A 22068-nucleotide genomic window follows, 5' to 3' on the forward strand; every position below is an offset into this window, starting at 1 on the left:
CCCCCCGATGCAACGATGCGGTGGCGATACGAACACTGTGACCCAGCCGATGAGCTGGCAGCCAGCCACGACGCGGCCACCTGACGTGCTTGTGGCATTATTCACAGTTTGATCACGAACACCTCCCCGTGGGTGAACATTCTATTTCAATCTGATCACAGCGTCCTCCATTATGCGGACCACGGTACCGTTTGCTCGGAGATCTCGGTCAGGAAACCGTCAGGAGTGCAGAATGGCGCACCGCGTCAGCGACAATCGCCGCCCCGTGCGAGGGCGTGTGTCTGCAGCCATTCTCGCACTATGTGTCGTGGGGCTCCTGTGTCTCGGTGGCGGCATCGGCCGGGCCGACGAACCGGAGGGCACCAGCGGCTCGTCACCGGGCGGCTCGTCGCACCACAGTGACAACTCCGGACACGGGGACAACTCCGGACACGGGGACAACTCCGGGCACGGGGAGTCGGAGCCAGACTCCGACCATGACGGTTCCGAGCAGGGCTGGTCGGGGCATGACCATCACCACACCCACTCGGCGACCCCGCCGGTGACCACCGAGCCAACAGGAGAGACCGGGTCGACGCCGAGCACCGAGCTCCCCGAAACCACCGAAACCAACGGCCCGCCGGTGACCACCGAGCCGACAGAAGCCCCCGAGCCGACGCCGAGCACGGAACCGACAGAGCCGGGCGAGTCGTCGGAGACCACGCCGGAAACCACCACGGGTGATTCCACCCCGAGCAACGGTTCCACCCCGAGCAGCGCGACGACGAGTGGCGAATCCAGCACCTCGACGACGCACTCCGGCGCAGGCCCGGTCATCGTTCCGCCCGTCACCCCGTCAGCGGGCCCACCACCCGGTCCCGGAACCGGTTCCGGGGCGCTACCGGGCGGCAACCCGGCCCCCCAGGCACCCGCCGTGCCGGGATCTGGATCTCCGGGCCGCTCGGGACCGGCGCCTGCCGCCCCTCCAGCAGCCGCGCTCGCTGTCCCGATGGCTCCGCCCCCCGCGGGCGCAGCGCCGGCGCCTGCCGCTCAGTCGCAGGGCTCCTCGAGCCCGGGCTCAACCTCCTCGGACACGGCCACGGGCGATTCCGCCGCGGACGCACAGTCGTCCACGCCACACGGATCACAGTCCGGCCCCGGCCAACCTCCCGCCAACAAGAACGCCGCCGACAAGAACGCAGCGTCGACGACCGTCGAATCTGGCGGAATCACGCTGAGGAGCGCCATGGGGTTCGTCGCCGACGTCGCTCCGGGCGCGCTGCTCCTTCTCGGCGCTGTGGCCTTACTCGGGAGCGGTTCGTTCCTCGATGCGCTCCGGTCGACCCGCGCCTGAACGCCGGAAAGCCAGGAGATCGTCGGCCAGAGGTAGTTGTCGCACGGCAGTACCATCCATCCACTCGCGCAAGACCTTCGTGGCACGCACGTCGTCCTCGTTGTACTCCAGCAGTCGGTCACGCTGGGTGAGATCGACCTCGGTGTTCCCGATCCCGACCGCCTGCCGGTACCAGTCCATCGACGCCTCGCCACCGGCCTCGGAATCGCGCCACCCGAAACCTGCCACGGGCGCAACACGCTTGAGCCCTTTGCCGTTGGGCGCGATGAAGTTTCGGCCCACCGCTTCGAAGATGTCGACCCACTCGTCTGAGGCGATGAACTCCTCGACCTCGGTGCGCGTCGGGACGCCCGGTTCGTCGCCGAACCTGTCGGCGGACGCCAGCAGCCATCTGTTCTCCGCCTGCTGCGAATAGCAGTACGCGGCAAACGTCTTGCCCGTCGAGTGGGCGTCGGCGCGCTCCGCCATCAGCCATGTCCAGAACTCGGCGAATGCCCGTCCCTCGTCGCGCGTCGGCAGCGGCGTCCAGGTGGCGAAGGCCCGATAGACCACCTCCCGAGAGTCATCGGTGTTGTCGGTCAGCAGTGTGCCCCACAGATACGCGCCGTCCTCGCCGAAACTCTCCATGTCGACATCCACCTCGACGTCGGCTCTGGCGACGGTGGGCACCTCGACGCGGCGAATCAGCGGGATGTCGGCGAGCCATGCGATGGCACCGACCACGGCGTCGTCGAAATTCTGGTTGGCGGGCCAGTCGGGTGGCGGGGCGAACTCGAAGTGTGCGAGTTGATCGATCGTCGTGATCCCGACCGCCCGCAGCGCGTCGCCCTGATTTCCATTGGCGACGAGGCTGACGTCGCGTCGTTCTTCCAACTCAGGCCCGCACCTGACCCACCACGGACATCCCCGGCACTCGCCGATTCTGCGCGGCGTCGTCGGGATCTCCCCCGCAGCGATGAGCTGCCTGCGCTCGAAGACCTCGCGGTAATCGGGCAGCGATGCCCCGACCGGATGCACGACGATGCAATCGGCGTCGAGTCCGATCACCCCCGCGCGCAGTTCGTTCACCGGAACGTCCGGGGAGAGCCCCTCGTCGAGGAGCATCTGCGTGAGGTGCGCCAGCCGCAGCTGATCGCGGCGATTGCTGCGGGGCGAGCGGAACGGGTCGGGTGCGGGAACCCATCCCCACAACGGACTGGTGACGAGCGTCGGCGGCTCAGCCGAGTGCAGCCTCGGATTCTTCGCCGGGTAGGTCACGCGATGGTTGACCACGATGATCGGGAGATACCCCGACGCCGCGTCGTCGGCTGCACCCACACGCAGCAGCAGCTCGGAATGCCCTCGTCGTCCGTGCTCTCGGTCGGTTGGCAGCGTGGCATTCCAGATCCAGGTGGCCTGCGCAGCGCACGCGTCGCGGGTTGCCGCGACCCGGCGCGCATGCGGACCGTCGTCGACGACGACGAAGGTGCCGGGCGGCTCATCGCTGTGGAGTCCGGTCAGCAGGACGCGGATGCGTTCCCGACGGAGTTGGGCCGATTCCTTGCGACGCGCGGCTTCGGGGGTATCGCCCCGATCGCGGACGAGCTCGGGATGGCTGAAGTCCAGCGCAACCCGATGCTCGCACCCTGCCAGGTCGCGTGGATGCAACACGGCCGCGGCCACACACACCTCGATTCTCACCGGCTCATCAGACATCTGGGCTGTCGATCGCACCGCCGGTGTGACGGATGTGATCGGTCTGTGTCGAGCCTATGCAATGCTTGTAGCAAACTCGCGCAGGGAAAGGTGCCCGCATGGGATTGTTCTCGTCCGACGGTAAGACTCGTGCTCAGCGACGTGCAGAAACCAAGGCGCTCAAAGCCAAGGCGAAGCTCGAAGCGAAGCTGGCTGCGAAAGACAGGCGCAAGGCGTCCAAGGAGCTGCACAAATCGCGCTCGAAGATCGTCGAAAAAGAACTCAAGGCCAGGCGCAAGACCTTCAAAGCCGAGGCCAAGGCGGCCAAGAAGGTTGCCAAGGCCGACGTGAAAACCGTTGCCGCAAAGGCGAAAGCCGACGCAGACGCCAAGCCGTTCAGCCCTGCGAGTGTCAAGCGATTCCTCACCGTGGCCCGCCTTGTCGCGCCGATCGCAGTCCCCGTGGTCTACCGGGCGGCAGTCGCCGGTCGCGGCAAGATCACCGAACTCCAGGCGAAGCGCATCGGCGTGTCGCCGGCACAGTTGGTCAAGTACTCGGGCAACGGTGCGCCCCTGCTGGCTCGTATCGAATCTCTGCGCACGTCGTTGCAGAAGGTATCCGCACAGGACTCGTCGTCGGATACCACGCAGTTCGTCGACGCCATGACCACTCGGCTCGACAATCTCGCCATCGCCGTCGACGCCTCCGAATCAATGCCTGCTCCGCAGCGCAAGACCGCACACAAGGCGGTCGAGAACGAGTTGGGTGCCATCGATGCCGACGTCATGGCCCGACTCGGCGTGCGCACCTAGCCGCAACGCACTCGACCCCGCGCACGGCGTCGAACTCCGCTGAGGTGCCTGCGCCGTGCTCAGGACCAACCACACCGACCCCAGGGGGCGTCCCGACATGACAGACCCGACTTCCGACGACACACCGTCCGACGACGCGTCGGCCACGCCGGCGGGCGACGCCCCGCGCAGCTCCACCGAGAAGGCGCCGCCGGCGAAGAAGGCCGCCGCAGCCAAGAACACCACGCCCGACGGCAAGGCTGCTCCGGCGAAGAAGGCCGCCGCAGCCAAGAAGTCCGCTCCGGCGAAAAAGACCACGCCGGCAAAGAAGGCTGCTCCCGCCAAGAAGACCGGCGCCGCCAAGAAGACCACTCCAGCAAAGAAGGCGCCACCGACCAAGGTGGCCGACAAGAAGGCGCCCCCGAAAGCCGCTCCGCCCACTCTCACAGACGAACCAACGTTGTTCGAGGCGGACGCGACGTCGGGTTCCGCACCAGCGCCTGAACCGACGACGACCTCTGCAGCTGTATCGAGTGCAACGCCGCAGGCCTCCTCCGATCCCGTCGCCGAAACCGACGCCGCGAGGGCAGGTTTCGCACGCATCAGTTCAGGTAGGTCCGAGGTCCCCGCGACCAACCCGGCCATGCCGATCGCGTTTGGAGCTGTCGGCGGTGCCCTCACGGCACTGGCGATTGCACTACTGATCGTCCTGCGTTGGCGGCGGCACCGCCGTCGCTAGCCCCGGTTCAGTTCGGCACCGATGCGGTTCAGTTCGGCACCGATGTCACGCGCGCGACGATCGCGTCGGCGATCAGTTCCGGCACACGCTCCGGCATCCAGTGGTCGACACCGTCGGCAACGATGAACTCGTAGGGAGCGTCGATGAATGCAGCACATCCACGCGCTCCTGCCTTGCTGAGGAACGAGTCCTTGTCGCCGTAGACGTAGGTGGTCGGCACGCGGACCACCGCGTCGGCGAGCGAGCGCATCGATTGGTAGCGCATCGCCCTGTACCAGTTGAGACCACCGGTGAGCGCGCCGTCGTCGACGATCTCCCGCGACAGGTACTCGCAATAGCCGGGGTAGAGCTCGAACCGCCGCCCGGGACCACCGCCACTCCTCGCGAGGTAGGTGAGTGCCCGCTCGGGCAGCTTGGGTAGTTGAAAAAATGCCATGTACCACGACTTGACCGCCTGCCCGTGCGGCATTGCGCGGATGAAGGCTGCCGGGTGCGGGACGGCCAGTGTCGTCAGCGTGGTCACACGATCGGGATACCTGGCGGCCACCAGATACGCGACGCAGGCGCCCCAGTCGTGTCCGACCAGATGGAAGCGCGGGGCATCGAGCGCGTCGGCGAGCGCAATCACGTCATCAATCAGCTCGTCCATGCGATAGTCACGTATGGGTTGTGGCCGTGCACCGCGCGAGTACCCGCGCTGATCCGGTGCGACAGTTCGTAATCCGTGCTCATTGAGTAGTGCGGTGACGCCTGTCCAGCAGGAGGCGCGCTCGGGAAAACCGTGCAGCAAGACGACCGGGATCTCCGACGTCTCCGCCGATTGCGGGCCGGAATCCACGACGTCGAAGACCCATCCGTCGCGGTTGACCTGAGTGACCTTGCGGGACATGGGTTCTCCGATTCGCGACTGATGCTTCCCTGACATCAGCGGCGGCCCACCCCCGCGCTGAGCACGAGGACGAGCCGCCGCTGGTCCTTCGACAATACGTCTCGACGTTCCCGACCGGTAGACGCCGTCTGGTCAGATCAGCTTGTAGACCGTGGTGCCGCCGACCGTCGTGGCAGTGAAGTTCTGCGCCACCCAGGTGGAGATCGCCGAGTTGCCGCCGGGGCCGCCCTGGCCACCGCCGCCGATGTAGTAGGCGATCTTGCCTTCCTTGACGTACTGCTTGAACTCGTCGAGCGTCGGCGCAGGATCGCCGCTCCACCCGCCGATAGCCATCACGGCCTTACCCGAAGCGATCTCGATGGTCGACGCCGACTGCGAACCGTTGGTCGCCGCCGCCCAGGCGGTGGTGGTGTTCTGGAGCAATGTGGCCAGCTCGGTGTTGGTCGACGACTCGCCGCCCGGTCCGCCCATTCCCATGCCGCCGCTGCGCGTCGCGCTGTTCTGCGGTGGCGTGCCGCTCTGCTGCGCGGCGCCTTCCTGCTGCCCGGTGCCGCTCTGGCCTGTGCTGCCGCGGTTGCCGCCGGGGCCACCGCCGGGACCACCCATGCCGCCCTGGACTCCGGTCGTCTGCACCGCGGTCGGGATCGACCCATGATGGGCGGTCGCCGCCGTAGCGATCGAGAATGTTGCTGTCCCAGCGAATCCCGTGATAGCACCTGCGATCACCGAGGCAGCGAACAGCCTCTTGAGTCCGAGTGCGCCGCCTGCGAGTACACCGATCACAGCGAGTGCGCCGACGATCCCGATCATCCACCGGCACCACAGTGGCCCCCACTCGTTGCGATCGAGCAAGACGATCGACCACCATGCGGCCAATCCGATCATGGCACTCAATGCGATTCGCCCATCCCAGCCGGCGCGACGTCGCCACGCGAACACCCCGCCGAGCGCAACCATCGCTGCGACGGCAGGCGCCAGGGCGACGGTGTAGTAGGGATGGATGGTGCCGCTCATGTAGCTGAAGATCATCGCCGTCACCAGCAACCACCCGCCCCACGCGACCACCGCCCCCGCTTCTGTACGGTGAATGCCGTTGCGGTAGCTGAAGATCGGGAAGCTACGGACAATCAGATACACACAGAACGCGATCGCGAACAGCGCTACCGGGAGCAGCCACGAGATCTCATTACCCATCTCCGAACTGAAGAGTCGACTCAGGCCGGTCGAGCCGCCGAAGGAGCCTCCCGCACCTCCTCCGCCCGGTCCGCCACCTGAACCACCGCTGATCCGTCCGACGCCGTTGTAGCCCCACACGAGGTCCATGAACGAATTGTCCGTCGAGCCGCCGATGTAGGGGCGCGAGCTCGCGGGCGTCAGAATCGTCGCGACGACGAACCACCCTGCGGACACGACGAGAGCCACAGCGGCACCGAGCAACTGCGCAATCCTTCTGAGCCACCCGTTGTTTGCGAAGAGCAGGTATGCGAGTCCGAATGCGGGCAGTACCAGCAGGCCCTGCAACATCTTGGTGAGGAAGGCGAATCCCAGCGCGACACCTACCAGGGCGAGCCAGCGGCCGGAGTTCGTGGCGATCGCGCGCGCCAGGCAGTAGCCTGCCGCAACCATGAGCAGCACCAGCAGGGCGTCGGGGTTGTTGAAACGGAACATCAGTGCTGCGGCGGGTGTGAAGGCCAGCACCGCACCGGCGATCAGTCCCGCAACGGTCCCCTGCCGTGGATCAGTGATCACCCGACGCATCGTCGCGTACATCAGTGCCACGGCCGCAACCCCCATGAGCGCCTGCGGCACCAACACGGCCCAACTGTTCATGCCGAAGATGCGCACCGACAATCCGGTCACCCACAACGAGGCAGGGGGCTTGTCGACGGTGATGAAGTTCGACGGGTCGAGCGCGCCGAAGAACCAGGCCTTCCAACTTTCCGATCCCGCCCACGCCGCGGCGGCATAGAACGTGTTGCCGTAGCCACTCGCCGACAGATTCCACAGGTAGAGCACTGCGGTGGCCGCGAGCAACCCGACGAGCGCGAACGGACTCCACCGCACGGGACGTCGAGAGCTACGGGCACGTCTGTGTGTCGGCGGTGAGTCGTCGGCGGGCGGCGACACGTCCGGCCGCTCCAGAACTGCGGTCATCATTCCTCCAGAAGTCGAGTATGGGTTCGACTACCAGAGTCCGAGACCTCGCTACCGCAACCCTGGACCCTTGCTGGGAGAAGTCTGTGAGACCTAGACCTCTCCGCTCTCGCGAGCGAGTATCGCCGCCTGAACGCGGGAGCGGACATCGAGTTTCATCAGGACCCGCGACACGTGTGTCTTCACGGTGGTTTCGGTGATGAACAGTGTTCGAGCGATGTCGACGTTCGCCATCCCGGCGGCGAGGCATCGGAGTACGTCGCGCTCACGGTTCGTCAGGTCGTCGAACCGACGCTGGTGAGCCGTCGACGTCGCGGGACCCGTCGAACCCGCGGGAGCCACTGCCGCAGAGGGGGACGTCGACGGCGGCCGGCCGGACGTGTCACCGCCGCGAAATGATTCGAGGACACGCAGGGTGACTTCCGGCGCGAGCGCGGCATCGCCGCGTGCCACAGCGCGGATCGCCTCGACGATCGCCTCGGCCGACGCGGTCTTCAACAGGAACCCACTGGCCCCGGCGCGCAGTGCGCCGAAGACGTAGTCGTCGAGATCGAAAGTGGTCAGCACGATCACGCGACACGAGCCGGCGCGCACGATCCGGTCCGTCGCCGTGATGCCGTCAGTGCCCGGCATGCGCACGTCCATCAGCACCACGTCCGGACGCAGTGCGTCAGCTGCGATCACCGCTTCGTCACCGTCGGAGGCTTCACCCACCACGTCGACGCCTGCCGCAGGTGCGAGCATCATCGTGATCCCCGCTCGGATCGCGGTGTGATCGTCGGCAATCAACACTCTGGTCGGCAATGAGTCGGTCATGGATGCGGCACTCTCGTGGTTGGTTCGCGATGGTCCCGAGCCCCGGTGGACTCGTCGCGGCCGGCATGATCCCCTTCGGGGGCGTCCGAGGTCGGCACCGGATTTGTGGGCAGGCGGGCCGCCACCACGAACCGCTCCCCCACCGGGCTCGCGGCCAGGTGGCCGCCGACGATGCGGGCACGAGTGGTCATGTTCTCGATTCCGCGGCCGCGGTGGGCATTCTCGCGCGACGGCGACGCGTCGTGCGCGTCGAGAAGGTTGCAGACTTCTATGCTCAGCGCATCGTCGTCGAGCTCTATGGTGAGCGAAATCGGTTGTCCGGGAGCGTGAGTCACCGCGTTGGTGAGTGCCTCGGCGAGAATCCGATGCGCGGCGATGTCGACGACGGCGGGAAGTTCGTCGGCGAGTGCGGCCATCGACGCGTGGGTCGGATGCGTGAGATCGACGGCGGTACCCGACATGCGAATCGGTGCGATCAGCCGGTCGAGGCGACGGAGTCCGGCCGCTTCTCGCTCGGCGGCGCCGGGTTCTGACCCACTGTCGGGCTCGTCGGCAGCGAGCAGATCGATCAGTCCGCGCATCTCGGTGAGCGCGTCGACGCTGCTGGTGCGGATCGCCGCGAGTGCCGTCGTGTTGATCTCCGCATTGTCGGGATACTGTTGCGCCGCAGCCGAATGCATCGCGATCGCCGACAACCGGCCAGCGATCACGTCGTGCAGTTCGCGGGCCAGCCTGCGACGCTCGGCCACGACGGCGTCGAGTTTCTCGCGAGCAGCCAGGGCAGAGAGCGTCTGCGAATGCGCACGTTCGAGGTGCAGCGCGGTCCGGTGCTCGCGCACCGCCCAGCCGTACGCGAGCGGTGAGGCAACGAAGGCGATCAACCACAGCACACAGATGAACAGGAATTGCCAGCCCGCCGTCTCCGGAAACGCCGCGACGAGGGTGAGCACACCGGCTGCCACGAAGGCGCAGATCCCGAACATCAGATGCACCAGCCGCGCTCCGCCGTAGACGCATACCGCGTAGACGACGTCGGAGAACATCAGCCAGATCGGCACCGACGGCGCAACGACGGTATCCACCACCAACAGTGACGTGACGCCTGCGAGCGCAACGGCCGGGTGCGTGGAGCGACATAGTTCGAAACATCCCGCGACACCCAGGACGAGCAGCGGAAACCAGGACGGCCCCAGTGCGTCATCGGGGTTGCCGATGTGCGCGAATCCGGCCGCATAGATGGCGACACCGAGGCCGACGAACAGCACCGTCAACGCGACGTCGTTGATCAGGGTTCGGGGCATCGGGACACGCCACATGTGCCCATCGTGACACGACCGCAGGTCGCAATCATCCGACAAAAGGATGAGTGCGCCTGGCCCACGACGTCTCGTCAGTTCTGCCGATGACCTATCCCGCTCGCGCCGCGCATCGTGAGTGGCATGGGCTTCAATCTTCTCGAGTCACCGATAACGTGGGCGATCCTCGGATGCGAGGTCGGCTTCTGGGCGCTTCTGATCTGCGGATTGTCGGTACGGTACCTCCTGCGACGACGGCGCGCGTCGTCGCTGATCCTGCTGCTACTCCCGCTCGTCGACCTCATGTTGCTCGTCGCGGTGGCCGTCGACCTCGCCCGCGGCAGCGATGTCACCACCGTGCACAAGATCGCGGGGGTCTATCTCGGTGTCACCGTCGCGTTCGGGCATTCCGTCATCCGCTGGGCCGACGCCCGGTTCGCCTACCGCTTCGCGGGAGGCCCCGCCCCGGCCAAAGCTCCCAAGGGAGGACCCGTAGCGCTACGCAAGGAGATCGCCGACTTCGGTCGTTGGCTTCTCGCCGCAGCCGTTGCCGCCGGAGCAGCACTACTGCTCACCGTCACGGTCGCGAATCCGCACCAGGCCGAATCGCTGCGCGGCATGTTCCCGATGCTCGGCGTGATCACGGTGATCTGGTTGCTGACCGGGCCCGTCTGGGCGATGTTCAGCGCCTCCGACGACTGACCACCCCGTGGGCTCCTACGCCGACTACCGTCCCGGCAAGAACTTCAGCGACCGAACCGCCAGCGGCGTCACCGCGCGGTAGACGCTCTTGGGTACGCCGGGTGCCTTGTCGATACCGATGAATCGCTGCTCGGCGATCGTCTGCGGCTCGGTGTACTTGAGCAGTCCCTCCTCGCCGTGTCGTCTGCCGACTCCCGAGATGCCCATGCCGCCCATCGGAGCAGCGGTCGACGCCCACGCGGCGGCGTACCCCTCGTTGATGTTGACGGTTCCAGCACGCAACTGCTCGGCGATGGCCTGCGCTTCCTCACTGCTCCCGGCGAACACGCTCGCGTTGAGTCCGTAGTCGGTGTCGTTGGCCAGCTTGGTCGCCTCGTCGGTGGAGTCGACGGGATAGACGGACACCACCGGGCCGAACGTCTCGTTGCGGAAGCAGGTCATCTCGTCGGTCACGCCCGACAGCACCGTCGGCTCGAAGAAGAAGGGGCCGAGATCCGCGCGACGCTTGCCGCCCGCGATCACCGTTGCGCCTTTCGACACCGCGTCGTCGACGTGCGCCTCTGCCGTTTCGACCTGTGCAGCAGACGCCAACGATCCCATGTCGACGCTGAAGTCGTAGTTCGCGCCGAGTTTCATGTTGCGCACGAAATCACCGAACTTCTCGGTGAACTCGTCGGAGATCGCCTTGTCGACGTAGAGCCGCTCGATCGAGATACACAATTGACCGGAGTTCGAATAGCAGGCCCGCGCAGCGCCTTCGACGGCGTGGTCGATCTTGGCGTTGGCCGTCACGATCATCGGGTTCTTGCCACCGAGCTCTGCTGAGAATCCGATGAGTCGACGTCCCGCCTGCTCGGCGAGCGCCGCACCGGTTTCCGACGAACCGGTGAACATCACGTAGTCGCAGTTGGCGACGATGGCCTGTCCCACAACACTTCCCGGTCCCGGCACCACGGCGAACAGTGCTGGCGGCAGACCTGCCTCGTAGAGCAGCTCGGCCAGTGCGAGTGCGCAGTAAGGGGTTTGGCTGTCGGGCTTGATGACCACGCCGTTGCCCGCGAGGAGAGCAGCCACCGCATCCGACACCGCAAGCGTCAGCGGATAATTCCACGGACTGATGACGCCGACGATTCCCTTGGGCTGGTATCTGACGCGCACCTTGGTGGCGCCGGGCAGCATGCCCTGGACCTTGCGCTCTGCGAGCATCTTCGGGCCATGCGTCGCGTAATAGCGGGCGGTGAGCGCGACGTCGATGACCTCTTCCTGCGCATAGGAACGCGCCTTACCGGTCTCGGCCTGCGCGATGTCCATCAACGACGCCGCGTTGGAGTGCACCAGCTCGGAGAACTTCTTGAGCACCTTCGCGCGCTCTGCGGGCGACTGTTGTGCCCACCCCTGCTGAGCGGCACGAGCACGCGACACCGCGGTCTCGAGATCTTCTGCCGTACCGATCGGGATGGTCGCCATCTCGACGCCGCTGAATGCCTCGAGAATGGAGCGGGTGGGGCGTGCGGCCGCGTTGTCGATCGCGACCAGTGCGCCGAGGCGTTCGAAGTAGTCGGTCGTTGGCTTGGGCATCGGGGCCTCCTGGTGCGTGAGCGAGTAGTGGCGGAAGGATCAGGTCAGGGCGCGACGAGCACGATGCCGTCGTCGTCGGAATAGACGGTGTCACCGGGGCTGAAGGTGACCGAACCGAGAGTGATCGGTACATCGCGCTCACCCGCTCCGGTCTTGGTGGACTTGCGCGGGTTGGTGCCGAGCGCCTTCACGCCGATCTCCATGCCACCAATGGTCTTGGCGTCACGGATCGCTCCGTTGGCGATGATCCCTACCCAGCCGTTCGAGCGTCCGAGCTCCGCGATGATGTCGCCGACGAGTGCGGTGTGCAGCGAGGCATCGCCGTCGATGACCAGTACCCCGCCCGGGTTCGACTCGCCGAGGATCGATTTGAGCAGGGCATTGTCCTGGAAGCACCGGACCGTGGTCACGGTTCCCACGAACTCACGTACCCCGCCGTACTGGGTGAACTGGAGATCGCAGCTACGGACATCCGCACCGATCTCATCGACGAGATCGGCCGTGGGCGTGAAGGTGAGTTCTGCCATGACGTACAGCATAGGTGTGACGCGTAGTCATGGGTACCTGTGGTTACCCGACGGTAGGGAACTCGCCAACCACCGCGCGATATCCGCGGCCGGACGGCGGCCGCGTCAAGGTCCCAATGCACCGACACCGTGTCAACGGTCCTCGTCCCTGTCCGGATTGAGCAGACCCGCGACATAGACGGCATGCCGTGCGGGCTCGCTGATCTCGAAGTACTCGGCCAACGGTACGTGGTGCACCGATGCAACCAACGACGCAGGCATTGACCCGATCCGCGTGTTCAGCGCACGCACGTTCGCGTTGTAGAGCCGACGCGATGCCGCGATCCTGTCCTCCGTGTCCTCGAGTTCCCGGAGCAGCGCGTCGTAGGCCCGCACTGCCTGAAGTTCCGGATACCGCTCTGTCAGCGCCTGCAGTCTCGACAATGCGGCCGACAACAGATTCTCGGCGGAGGCGATCGCAGCTACGTCGGCGCCCTGACCGAGACTCAGTGCGGCCGCGCGCGCCTTGGTGACCGTTTCGAGGGTCGTTTGTTCAAAAGCAGCCGACGCAGACACGGTCGCTACCAGGTTCGGCACCAGGTCGTGCCGCCGCTGCAGTTCCACATCGACCTGTCGCCACGACTCGTCGACCAGATTACGCAGGCGCACAAAGCTGTTGAAAGACGAGAAGTACCAGGTGATCATGACAAGCGCCGCCACGACGACCACCACGACGATGACCCACGTACTCACTGCCACGCCCTTTCGTTCTGGCCTCGATCACTCCATAGGTAGCGCGGAATACCGTCGGCGATGATGCGCATCACCTCGAATACCGCGGTGATGGCCTCCGGTCTGCTGGCCATCGTCGAGGTCGCGACAAGCTCACTGCCCGCGATCTCGATCTTGGTCACCAGCAGCGCACCACGCGCCTTGCGCAACGACATCAAGGCGTCGATCGTCCTGGGCGTGAACACCGCATGCGCGAAGCCGGGGTCGGTCGAGTGGACGAAGAACCTGCTGTTGAAGTCCTCGGACTCGAACTCGACGCGTTTCCCGGTCGACAGGTCCATGGTGGTTCCGAGGGTCAACCGCGGAAGAGCCGTCGGTAGCCGCAGCACGAACACGCTGCGCTGATGCGTCGTGATCTGCACTCGGTTGTTGTTGATCCAGGTGTATCGAAAGAAGGTGGCCGGATGGGTGCCCACCATTCCGCTCATCCCGTCGCGGACACGCTTGGCACGTGCGCGTCCCGTCGAGAAGGGCGGGAAATCCCATGTCGGAACCGGCCAATTCGTTTCCGGAAAGTACGCGAATCCGTTGGCCTGCGCCCACTCTCGCGCCCACCGTCGCTGCGACAGCTTGGCAATCACCCCAGCAGGCAGGAATGCGAGAAAGGGCGTGCCGAGCAGAAGTACCCATGCGAGCGGCTTTCCATGGCCCATCCACCACCAGACGTGAAAAACGACCAATCCGACAAATGTGGCCGCCGTGATCAGCGAGGTGAACCAGGATCTCGACCAGAACGGTCCCGCCGATGTCATGCGGAACACCCTAGCGGCCAAGCCCTTCGGTCACCCGCGACCTGTCAGTCACGTGAACGTCTGCACGGCGTGGTGCGCTCCGCAACACTGAGATCGTCCTGCCGATAAATACTCGCCATCCGCGGTCATGGGCAGCTCTGGTTATCCGACGGGTAGGAAACTCGCCAACCATCGCGAGATATCCGCAGCCGTCGCGGCATCGAGCGGCACCGGAGTGTGCCCGGCTGGGTGAACGTTGAACCAGACACGCACTCCGTCGCGGCGATATGCGTCGGCGAGTCCACGAACGAGCGGCAACGGTGCGACAGCGTCGTAGCTGCCCGCGTCGATGCGCACCGGCAGACGCGCGTTCAACTTCAGGTGCGAGACGTCGTTGCGGTCGGCGATGGCGACGAGCGCCTTCTTGGCCACCCCTCCGCGTGGGCCGAGCAGGGCGGCCGGGGCAAGCCCCCCGAACGAGTCCTCCCCCGACAGCTCCTCGTAGCAGCGCGTCTGCACCTGTGGTAGCAGCGAACGTGCACGCTCGCTCAGTCCGCCCGAAGCGATGGCGCGCGCGAAGTCGGGGTCGGCAGCCACGCCCCCGGCGATCATGAGCGCAGCGAGGCCGACGAGATCACGCGTTGCGGGCCCTGCGACTCGAACACCGCCCACCAGGTCGACGATGCGCCCCATCTGCGTGGGCGGTGTCACCGCCGACACCGCACGAAGTCTCAGACCCGACCACTGGGCAGCAGGTGCAGCTGCCGCGAACAGCGATGCGACCGCACCTTCCGAATGGCCTGCAACCACCACGTCTCGCCCGATGCGTCTGTCGAACGCGGTCACAGCACGTGCGGCGTCGATCACCGAGCGCGCCAACGACTCTCCGATGAGATAGGGGTGTGGCCCCGGACCACCGATCCCCTCGAAGTCCGGACGCATCACGGCGAATCCACTCTTCAGCAGTCCGCCGACGATCCGGTCACCCGACGTCATGTGCGTCAGTTCGCGATCCCCGGGTCGCGCCGTGGACGGGGCGCATCGGTCCGCGGCGCCCGTTGTCATGTGGCTCCAGACCGCAAGCGGCCACCCCGATCGTGGTGGAGGTCGCTTCGGCAGCAGCAGGGTGGCTGTCATCCAGGTCGACGTCCCGCGGACCGAGAGCGACGAGTATCTGACCAGCAGCGTGCTGGCCGCTTCCGGCAACGCGACGGGTGGTGCGGCAACGCGCGTCGCCGAGAGCACACGCGGCGAGTCCTGCACTGTGGGCGGGGTCGAGACAGGCTGCGCGCCGGCACTTCCCGATCCGAGCACCGTGACCGCGATGATCGTCGCCGCAATGACCTTCACGAGCACGCGGCCGGGCACCCGTCGTCGCCGACCACTCACCGCGTCGTGCCGCCGGTGAGCGCGATCGACCCGCTGGGCGTCGAATCGAGTCGGTCGAGTGTGTCGGCGAAGAATCCGGCCACAGGGGCCAACTGACTGCGGTCGACCTTGTCAATCGTGTCGGCGTCGTCGTACATATAGAGCGGGCCTGCGATGAAGCTCACCACCGGGACCCCGGCGACGAGAACGAACGACGCGTCGGTGGGAATACCCGTCGCGCTGAACTGGAAGGGCGCCGCGTTGAGCATTGTCGTCGCGCGCACGTCGTTTCTGTCGATCGCCTGCGCGAGTGCAGCTTTGAGGCCCAGTGAGACATTCTCGAACACCCCCTTGGGTTCGGGATCATCGGTCGTGATCAGGCGTCCGGACGCACTCGTGCGCGCATGCTTGCCCACATGCTCGACGGTCGTGTTCGCGACGATCCGCCACGGTGTGCGTCGATGCGCGATGTACTTGTCGACGAATGCCTGATGCGCCTGGTATCCCGTGAAGTGCGTGTCGAAGGTGACGAACATCAGGCTCTTCTCACGCTGGCGATAGCCCGGTCGGCGAGCCTGCGCCCCATAGTGATCTGCGAGCGCAAGCACCTCCGCGGTACCTGTCGCATCCTCTACGGCGCCCGGACCGATCGAATCGTGGTGCGACTGAACCATCACCGTGTCGCGGCTGCGGCCCGCGAGCATGCCGACCACGGTGCGCCCGACCACTTCCCGACGATCGACCGTCAGATCGATTCGTGCCCGGTTGGCGTTGGCAGACAACGCCTGTCGGAGTCGCACGCCATCCGCACGAGTCACCCACATGCCCGGGATGGTCATCGCGAGGCGACGGTAGTACTCGTTGTGATAGCGATTCGAGTCGAAGTAGTCCTTCAGCACACCGACGAACCCGACAGCTCCGGCTCGCTGCGCGTCGCGCACCGTCGACTCCAACGATGTGAGGTACGGGTTGGCGGTCAACATGGTCTGGGGGTCGAACCGCGAGTTGTCGGGATCGTGGATGTACTCGGCCAGCGGAAGAAGACCCGCGGTCGGGAGGTAGAAGCTCAGATCGAACAGCACGATCTTGCCGCGCACGTCGTGACCGGCAACCTTCCCGGCGCCGATGTCGACGACCGGTGCGCGAAGACCAGTAGAGCCGGTACTGCGGTGACCGGCGCCCGCGTCGGCCGGAATGAACGAGTGAGACACCGGGTAGGCATCGATGGCCTTCCCTCCGACGTGCAGGCCGAAGTTCGAGGGATTCCAGTCGTACGACGTCACCCGCTCGACGTGGACATCGGTGAGGCCCGCCTTCTGGAACCTTTGTGCCACATAGTCGGCGGCGCGCTCTCCGCCCACGGAACCGGTCCGCCGCGGCGCCATGTGAACCAGGTCCTGCACCGACGAGTAGATCCGATCCGCGCTCAATGCCGCCGACGACGGCGCCGCATCGGCAGCCGGTACCCCTGTCGTCGGCCCGAACACGGCTGACACCACCAGTCCCCCGGCGACGAACAACCGCCGCACCACATACGACTTCACAAGTACACCCCTTCTCTCCGCAACCACCACGACTGCGCGCACGACCGCACACGAGTGCGGTACGTTGGCGTACTTTACTCGGATAGACTGGCTCCATGCGTGCGGAATCGTCGAAATCGGAAATCCCCCGGGTCACCGAGGGACTCTTCTTCACCACTCCACCCCCGCTCCCCCGCGGCCCGCATCAACTCACGCCCGACGAGGTCGTCGCCAATCACCGAGAGCGTGTCATGATCGCGTTCACCGAACTCGTTGCCGCGCGAGGTTTTCACGAGGTCGGTGTCGCGGAGATCGTCGCGCGAAGCGGGGTGTCGCGCACAGCTTTCTACCGATGCTTCGAGAATCGCGACGCCTGCGCCGACGCCGCGTACGCGCGTTTCATCGAGGTCCTGGTACAGCAGATGACCACCCGGATCACACGCACCCGGGTCAGCCGCGACATCCCGCTGATCGTGCGGGCCTATCTCGACTGTCTCTCGGCCGATCTCGTCACGGCGCGCACCTTCCAACTCGAGTTCGACGCCAGGGGCGCGACGGCACGTCGACGACGTCGCGAAGCGTTGACGTTCATCGCCGATGCCCTGCGCGCAGAACACACAGCCCTCGCCGAGACCGACCCGACACTCGATCCCGATCTCGCTCCAGAGGTCTTTCTCGCCGCCGTCTACGCCGTCCGCCAGGTCGCTTCGGACTGGCTCGACACAGACAGGCTCGATGCGGACGGCCACGTCGATCTCACCGCGTTGGAACCGCTGCTGTCGGGTTGGCTGACGCGGGGACTACAGCGCAGCTGAGTAGCCGGGCTCGAGCAACCTTCCCCTGGGTCAGCGAAGCCGATCGATGACATCGGCGATCTCATCAGGAACCTCGAGGACCACGAAATGGCTTGCGACGACGCTCACCAGCTGCCCGCCGAGCAGGCGCGCATAGCGCCCCTGCTTCCACAACCAGAACCGCTGCCACGGTGCCGGACCCGACAACGCAGCCACGACGACGATCCGAACATCCGGCAGCGGATACCTCGTACGCATGCGACGCAGGGAGGCGTTGAGCGTCGGGAAGGCGGCGTTCTCCACCAGGGTGGCCAACAGCATCGGCCAGCCGCCGAATACCCGCCCGGCCCAATAGTGTTCGTGATCGTAGAAGCCTTCCGGCGGCGTCGGTAGGACAGCACTGCGAACCCGGGAGAATCCACGGCGGGGCAACCGAAGACGGCCCGTGACCGCACGCCCGGCATCCACAGCCCTGTGCGCGCTGCTGATTCGCGCCCCCAGCGGTATCACCCGCCAGGGCAGCAGTACGTACGATCCGTCGAGCATCGCCACGCCTGCCGTACGTGCCGGCTGCGCCCTGGCGAACGCCTCTGCATACAGCGACGCGACCGAATGGCCGACGACGGTGACCGGCTCGACGATCCCTAGTTCGTCGAGTACTCCGACCATCCATGACACCTCGAGCCGCAGTGTCAGCACCCGGCCACGCGGAAGCGGTTCCGACAGGCCGTATCCCGGGCGGTCGAAGCGGATCACCCGCCAGCCGCGCTCCACGAGTCGGACGGCGAGATGGTCGAGGTCGAACCAATTGCTGCCCATCGCGGCCATCAGCAGCAGCGGCGTACCCGAACCTTCGTCGATGACATGGATGCGCTGCCCGTCGACGTCGACGAACCGCCCCGGCGGCGGGCATTCGCGTTCATCCCGACCGTCCGGCACTACTCAATTCTCCTGCGGTTTGGCCAGCGGGAAGGCCAGCGATTCACGAATCGACTGACCCGTGATCAACATGACCACACGGTCGACGCCGACTCCGAGCCCGCCCGTCGGCGGCATCGCGTACTCGAGCGCCTGCAGGAAGTCCTCGTCGAGCTCCATTGCCTCAGGATCACCGTCCGCGGCGAGAATCGATTGCGCGGTAAGCCTTTTCCGCTGTTCCACCGGATCGGTCAGCTCCGTGTACGCGGTACCGAGTTCGACGCCCCATGCCACCAGGTCCCACCGCTCGGCCACACCCGGTTCACTGCGATGCGCACGTGTCAACGGCGACACCGACGTCGGGAAGTCGCAGTAGAACGTCGGGAACGTGGTGCGGTCCTCACCGAGATGCTCGTAGAGCTCGGCCACAATCGCCCCCGCGTCCCAATCCGGCCGAAAGGCGATGCCGAGTCGCTTGCAGATCTCGCGTAGATGCTCCACCGATGTCTCGGGCGTGATCGGCTCACCAGCCCCCTCAGACACCACACCGTAGACCGTCTTCACCGGCCACTGTCCGGAGATGTCGATCCTCTGCTCGTTCCCCTCATCGTCGTAGCGCACGATCACCGGCTCGCCGTGCGCAGCAGTCGCAGCGAACTGGATCATCTCGCGGGTGAGGTCGAGCATCTTCAGATAATCACTATGCGCCTCATAGGCTTCCAGACTCGTGAACTCCGGATTGTGACTGAAGTCGACGCCCTCGTTGCGGAAGTTCCGGCCGATCTCGAACACCTTCTCCACCCCGCCGACGCACAGCCGCTTGAGGTACAGCTCCGGGGCGATGCGGAGATAGAGGTCGAGATTGTAGGCGTTGATGTGTGTGGTGAACGGGGTCGCGTTCGCGCCGCCGTGGATTCGCTGCAGTATCGGGGTCTCGACTTCGAGATACCCGCGGGCGGAGAGGAAATCACGCAGCGCTTTCACCACGGCACTGCGAGTGGCCAACAACTGCCTCGAGCGCGGGTTGATCGCCAGATCGACATACCGTTGCCGCACACGTGCTTCCGGATCGGTCAGCCCCGCCCACTTGTCGGGTAGCGGCCGCAGGGACTTGCCGATCATCGCCCAGCGATCCACCAGCACCGAGATCTCACCCGTGCGGCTGGTACCCATCTCGCCGTGGACCTCGACCAGATCACCGAGATCGACATCGGAGGCGAAGTCGCGTGATCCGGGATCAAGACGCGACGCCTCGACCAGGATCTGCACCTGCCCCGACCAGTCGTGGACGTCGGCGAAGACCACCTTGCCGAAGTCACGCATCCGGGTGATGCGTCCGGCGACCGACACCGGTGTACCTGCAGGCGCTGCGACGGCCTCGGCGATCGAGTGTGATGGCGGGTCTGCGGGTGGATAGGCGTCGACACCGTCGTCGATCATCCTGTCCAGCTTCGCAAGTCGCACCCTGACCTGCTCCGGGCGGTGAGCGGCCACAGAGTGCTGCGCGGCCGCCTCGTCGTCGAGTTCTGCGATCAACGCGTCCACATCGATGCCTGCGGGTATCGACGATTGCCCAGCGGTGTACTGCTCCTTACGACCGAACCGCGGCAACCGGACGAATCCCTCGGTGACGACGGCGGCCAGACCGGCGCGTGCCAGGATGCGGGTGTCCTCGAAACACAGGAACCGCGGCTGCCAGTCGGGCAGGTACTTCGCGTTGGAACGGTAGAGCGACTCCATCTGGAAGAACCTCGAACCGAACATCAATACGGCGTAGCTCCCGCGCATGACGGGTCCGGCACCGATCTCCTGCCCCTTTTCGAACACGGCACGGAACGTCGCGAAGTTGAGCGAGATCTCGGTGATCCCGAAGTTCTCCGAGTCGCGGCACAGATCACTGACCATCGTCTCGACGACACCGTTGATGCCGCTGCGGTCACGTCGCATCAGGTCCAGCGAGACGCCACGACGCCCCCACGGCACAAACGAGAGCATGCCGACGACCTTCTCGTCCGCAGACCCCTCGTTGAGTACCGCCTCCACGAGCAGGCAGTCACCGTCGGCTGGGTCCCCCAGTCGTGACAGCGCCATCGCGAAACCGCGCTCCTCCTCGGTGTCCCGCCAGGCGTCGGCGCGCGCGATGACGTCGGCCATCTCCCTCGGCGGGATATCGCGGTGTCGGCGGACGCGGGTGGTGACGCCTGCGCGTCGGGTTCGGGTGACGGCCTGACGCACGCCCTTCATCGTCGGTCCGCTGATCGTGTATTGCCGGGTGTGAAGGATGGCCTCGTCGCCGATGTTCAGCGAGGTGAATCCCGCGGCATCGAATGCTGCCGCGCCTCGCTCGCTCGACCCCATCGCCGCGGGATGCCATCCGTAGCGCTCGCAGAGCACCAGGAATTCGGCGATCGCGTCCGGCCACGACTCCGGGTCGCCGATCGGATCGCCACCGACAAGGCCTACACCCAATTCGACACGGTAGGTGATCGCTGCCCGCGCATCGCGGGAGAAGACAACCGCCTTGTCGCGACGCGTCGAGAAGTAGGCCAACGAGTCGTCGTCGTTGAACCGCGTGATCAACGCGCGGATCAGCCGCTCGTCGGACGCCGTCATCAATGATTTGAGCCGTTGCGATCGGAACAGCACCGATGCCGCGACGATGAGTGCGAGTGCGCCGAACAGCCCCAGCGCACCGTTGACCGGTGGATACGTGTGGTGTCCATCGAAGGTGCGCTGGTCGATCGCCGCGAAGGCGACCACCCGGTTGAACGCATACGGCAGACGCTCCGTCCGCTCGAGGCTGCCCGGGAACAGCCACACCAGCGCGAACCCTACTCCGGTCGCGACCGCCAGACCCACCACCAACACCACGAGCGCTCGCAGCAGCGCCGCACGCCGGACCCGCGTGTAGAACTGCCGATAGGTGACGAGAAGGAAGATGAGCGCGACCAGGTCGATGCCGAGGCCGATCGCGATGTTCATGCGTTCGGCGTCGTCGACGTCGAAGTCGTCGGCGACCGGCTGCCACAGCAGCAGCGCGTTGCCCGCCATGAACAACAGCAGGTAGATGACGCAGATCCACCACGCGATGCGCTTGCGCGCGGTCAACGCGATGGCGACGAGTGCCAGCACGAACGACCACGCGAAGCTCGTGTCGGGCATCGAGATGATGAAGTCGTCGACGTAGTCGCGCGGCACGTGAATCCAGTGCCGGAAGAACGGAAAGATGCTCGACAACAGCGCGATGGTCGCCATGACCCCGACGACGAGGCCTGCGATGCGGGGCGCGTGACTGCCGAACCCGCGCGGATGCCGGATGCGCTCGAGCAGATCGGCCGAACGACGATCCGCCTCCGCCCGCTCCGGCCGCTCTCCTGCGGTGTCGGGGTGCGTGGGAGCACTTCGGAGCGCCTGTGATGGGGACTCGACCGCCATGGATCAAAGGTAGTTCACCGGCGGATCGAT

General features: G+C 65.9%; 20 protein-coding genes. 6 read left to right on the plus strand and 14 right to left on the minus strand.

Going from position 1 to position 22068, the window contains the following annotated elements:
• Nucleotides 1-513 precede the first annotated feature (513 nt).
• On the minus strand, nucleotides 514-816 hold the full coding sequence (locus GOACH_RS12635) for a hypothetical protein (protein WP_005175136.1): 303 nt from the start codon (nucleotides 814-816) through the stop codon (nucleotides 514-516).
• Between the two features lie 172 nt (nucleotides 817-988).
• Between GOACH_RS12635 and GOACH_RS23740 the strand changes: the two genes are divergently transcribed.
• Nucleotides 989-1333: a hypothetical protein gene (locus GOACH_RS23740; RefSeq protein ID WP_005175137.1), complete on the plus strand. Its 345-nt coding sequence runs from the start codon at nucleotides 989-991 to the stop codon at nucleotides 1331-1333.
• Here the strand turns inward: GOACH_RS23740 and GOACH_RS12645 are convergent.
• Entirely contained in the window at nucleotides 1283-3028 is a 1746-nt protein-coding gene (locus GOACH_RS12645) for a TM0106 family RecB-like putative nuclease (protein ID WP_005175138.1), read from the minus strand. The genes GOACH_RS23740 and GOACH_RS12645 overlap by 51 nt on opposite strands.
• A gap of 98 nt (nucleotides 3029-3126) precedes the next feature.
• Between GOACH_RS12645 and GOACH_RS12650 the strand changes: the two genes are divergently transcribed.
• Together GOACH_RS12650 and GOACH_RS23745 are read left to right on the plus strand one after the other, a co-directional pair.
• Nucleotides 3127-3819 (plus strand): DUF6474 family protein, encoded by a 693-nt coding sequence (locus GOACH_RS12650; RefSeq protein WP_005175147.1) that lies wholly within the window; start codon nucleotides 3127-3129, stop codon nucleotides 3817-3819.
• Nucleotides 3820-3916: 97 nt separating this feature from the next.
• Complete coding sequence (locus tag GOACH_RS23745; protein WP_052003999.1) at nucleotides 3917-4537, plus strand: hypothetical protein; 621 nt, start codon at nucleotides 3917-3919, stop codon at nucleotides 4535-4537.
• Between the two features lie 28 nt (nucleotides 4538-4565).
• Here GOACH_RS23745 and GOACH_RS12660 read toward each other — a convergent pair whose 3' ends face one another.
• The 4 genes from GOACH_RS12660 to GOACH_RS12675 all read right to left on the minus strand — a co-directional run bounded on the left by GOACH_RS12660 (nucleotide 4566) and on the right by GOACH_RS12675 (nucleotide 9697).
• The gene (locus tag GOACH_RS12660) at nucleotides 4566-5426 is read right to left on the minus strand and encodes an alpha/beta fold hydrolase (protein WP_005175151.1); all 861 of its coding nucleotides are present in this window, start codon (nucleotides 5424-5426) and stop codon (nucleotides 4566-4568) included.
• 132 nt (nucleotides 5427-5558) lie between these two features.
• Nucleotides 5559-7580, minus strand: a complete 2022-nt coding sequence (locus tag GOACH_RS12665) for an ArnT family glycosyltransferase (RefSeq protein ID WP_005175153.1) — start codon at nucleotides 7578-7580, stop codon at nucleotides 5559-5561.
• Nucleotides 7581-7673: 93 nt separating this feature from the next.
• Nucleotides 7674-8396, minus strand: a complete 723-nt coding sequence (locus tag GOACH_RS12670) for a response regulator (protein ID WP_005175155.1) — start codon at nucleotides 8394-8396, stop codon at nucleotides 7674-7676.
• Nucleotides 8393-9697: a sensor histidine kinase gene (locus GOACH_RS12675; protein WP_157227698.1), complete on the minus strand. Its 1305-nt coding sequence runs from the start codon at nucleotides 9695-9697 to the stop codon at nucleotides 8393-8395. The genes GOACH_RS12670 and GOACH_RS12675 overlap by 4 nt, the downstream gene beginning before the upstream one ends.
• Before the next feature lie 138 nt (nucleotides 9698-9835).
• On the opposite strand from GOACH_RS12675, the gene GOACH_RS12680 reads away from it, so the two are divergent.
• Nucleotides 9836-10393, plus strand: a complete 558-nt coding sequence (locus tag GOACH_RS12680) for a hypothetical protein (RefSeq protein ID WP_005175161.1) — start codon at nucleotides 9836-9838, stop codon at nucleotides 10391-10393.
• 24 nt (nucleotides 10394-10417) lie between these two features.
• Here the strand turns inward: GOACH_RS12680 and GOACH_RS12685 are convergent, their stop codons facing one another.
• From GOACH_RS12685 to GOACH_RS12705, 5 genes are all read right to left on the minus strand, one after another.
• Complete coding sequence (locus GOACH_RS12685; RefSeq protein ID WP_005175163.1) at nucleotides 10418-11971, minus strand: succinic semialdehyde dehydrogenase; 1554 nt, start codon at nucleotides 11969-11971, stop codon at nucleotides 10418-10420.
• A gap of 44 nt (nucleotides 11972-12015) precedes the next feature.
• Nucleotides 12016-12510 carry a ribonuclease E activity regulator RraA gene (gene rraA, locus GOACH_RS12690; protein WP_005175165.1) on the minus strand — a complete coding sequence of 165 codons (495 nt, stop codon included), beginning with the start codon at nucleotides 12508-12510 and terminating at the stop codon, nucleotides 12016-12018.
• Between the two features lie 120 nt (nucleotides 12511-12630).
• Nucleotides 12631-13182 (minus strand): LemA family protein, encoded by a 552-nt coding sequence (locus tag GOACH_RS12695; RefSeq protein WP_373279091.1) that lies wholly within the window; start codon nucleotides 13180-13182, stop codon nucleotides 12631-12633.
• A 44-nt stretch (nucleotides 13183-13226) separates the two neighbouring features.
• Nucleotides 13227-14021: a DUF3137 domain-containing protein gene (locus GOACH_RS12700; protein WP_005175177.1), complete on the minus strand. Its 795-nt coding sequence runs from the start codon at nucleotides 14019-14021 to the stop codon at nucleotides 13227-13229.
• 141 nt (nucleotides 14022-14162) lie between these two features.
• Nucleotides 14163-14996, minus strand: coding sequence for a lipase family protein (locus tag GOACH_RS12705; protein ID WP_245551890.1), 834 nt, complete (start codon nucleotides 14994-14996; stop codon nucleotides 14163-14165).
• Between the two features lie 130 nt (nucleotides 14997-15126).
• Between GOACH_RS12705 and GOACH_RS24285 the strand changes: the two genes are divergently transcribed.
• Nucleotides 15127-15408 carry a hypothetical protein gene (locus GOACH_RS24285; RefSeq protein WP_245551891.1) on the plus strand — a complete coding sequence of 94 codons (282 nt, stop codon included), beginning with the start codon at nucleotides 15127-15129 and terminating at the stop codon, nucleotides 15406-15408.
• Here GOACH_RS24285 and GOACH_RS12710 read toward each other — a convergent pair.
• Entirely contained in the window at nucleotides 15386-16954 is a 1569-nt protein-coding gene (locus GOACH_RS12710) for a M28 family peptidase (RefSeq protein ID WP_245551892.1), read from the minus strand. The genes GOACH_RS24285 and GOACH_RS12710 overlap by 23 nt on opposite strands.
• A 53-nt stretch (nucleotides 16955-17007) precedes the next feature.
• Here GOACH_RS12710 and GOACH_RS12715 point away from each other — a divergent pair, with 53 nt between their 5' ends.
• A complete protein-coding gene (locus tag GOACH_RS12715; RefSeq protein ID WP_005175189.1) occupies nucleotides 17008-17706 on the plus strand; it encodes a TetR/AcrR family transcriptional regulator in 699 nt (232 codons plus the stop codon).
• A 30-nt stretch (nucleotides 17707-17736) separates the two neighbouring features.
• Here GOACH_RS12715 and GOACH_RS12720 read toward each other — a convergent pair whose 3' ends face one another.
• Nucleotides 17737-18624, minus strand: coding sequence for an alpha/beta fold hydrolase (locus GOACH_RS12720; RefSeq protein ID WP_005175191.1), 888 nt, complete (start codon nucleotides 18622-18624; stop codon nucleotides 17737-17739).
• A 3-nt stretch (nucleotides 18625-18627) separates the two neighbouring features.
• Complete coding sequence (gene lysX, locus GOACH_RS12725) at nucleotides 18628-22038, minus strand: bifunctional lysylphosphatidylglycerol synthetase/lysine--tRNA ligase LysX (protein ID WP_005175192.1); 3411 nt, start codon at nucleotides 22036-22038, stop codon at nucleotides 18628-18630.
• Between the last annotated feature and the right edge of the window lie 30 nt (nucleotides 22039-22068).

Source organism: Gordonia aichiensis NBRC 108223 (genome assembly GCF_000332975.1).
Classification (GTDB): Bacteria; Actinomycetota; Actinomycetes; order Mycobacteriales; family Mycobacteriaceae; genus Gordonia; species Gordonia aichiensis.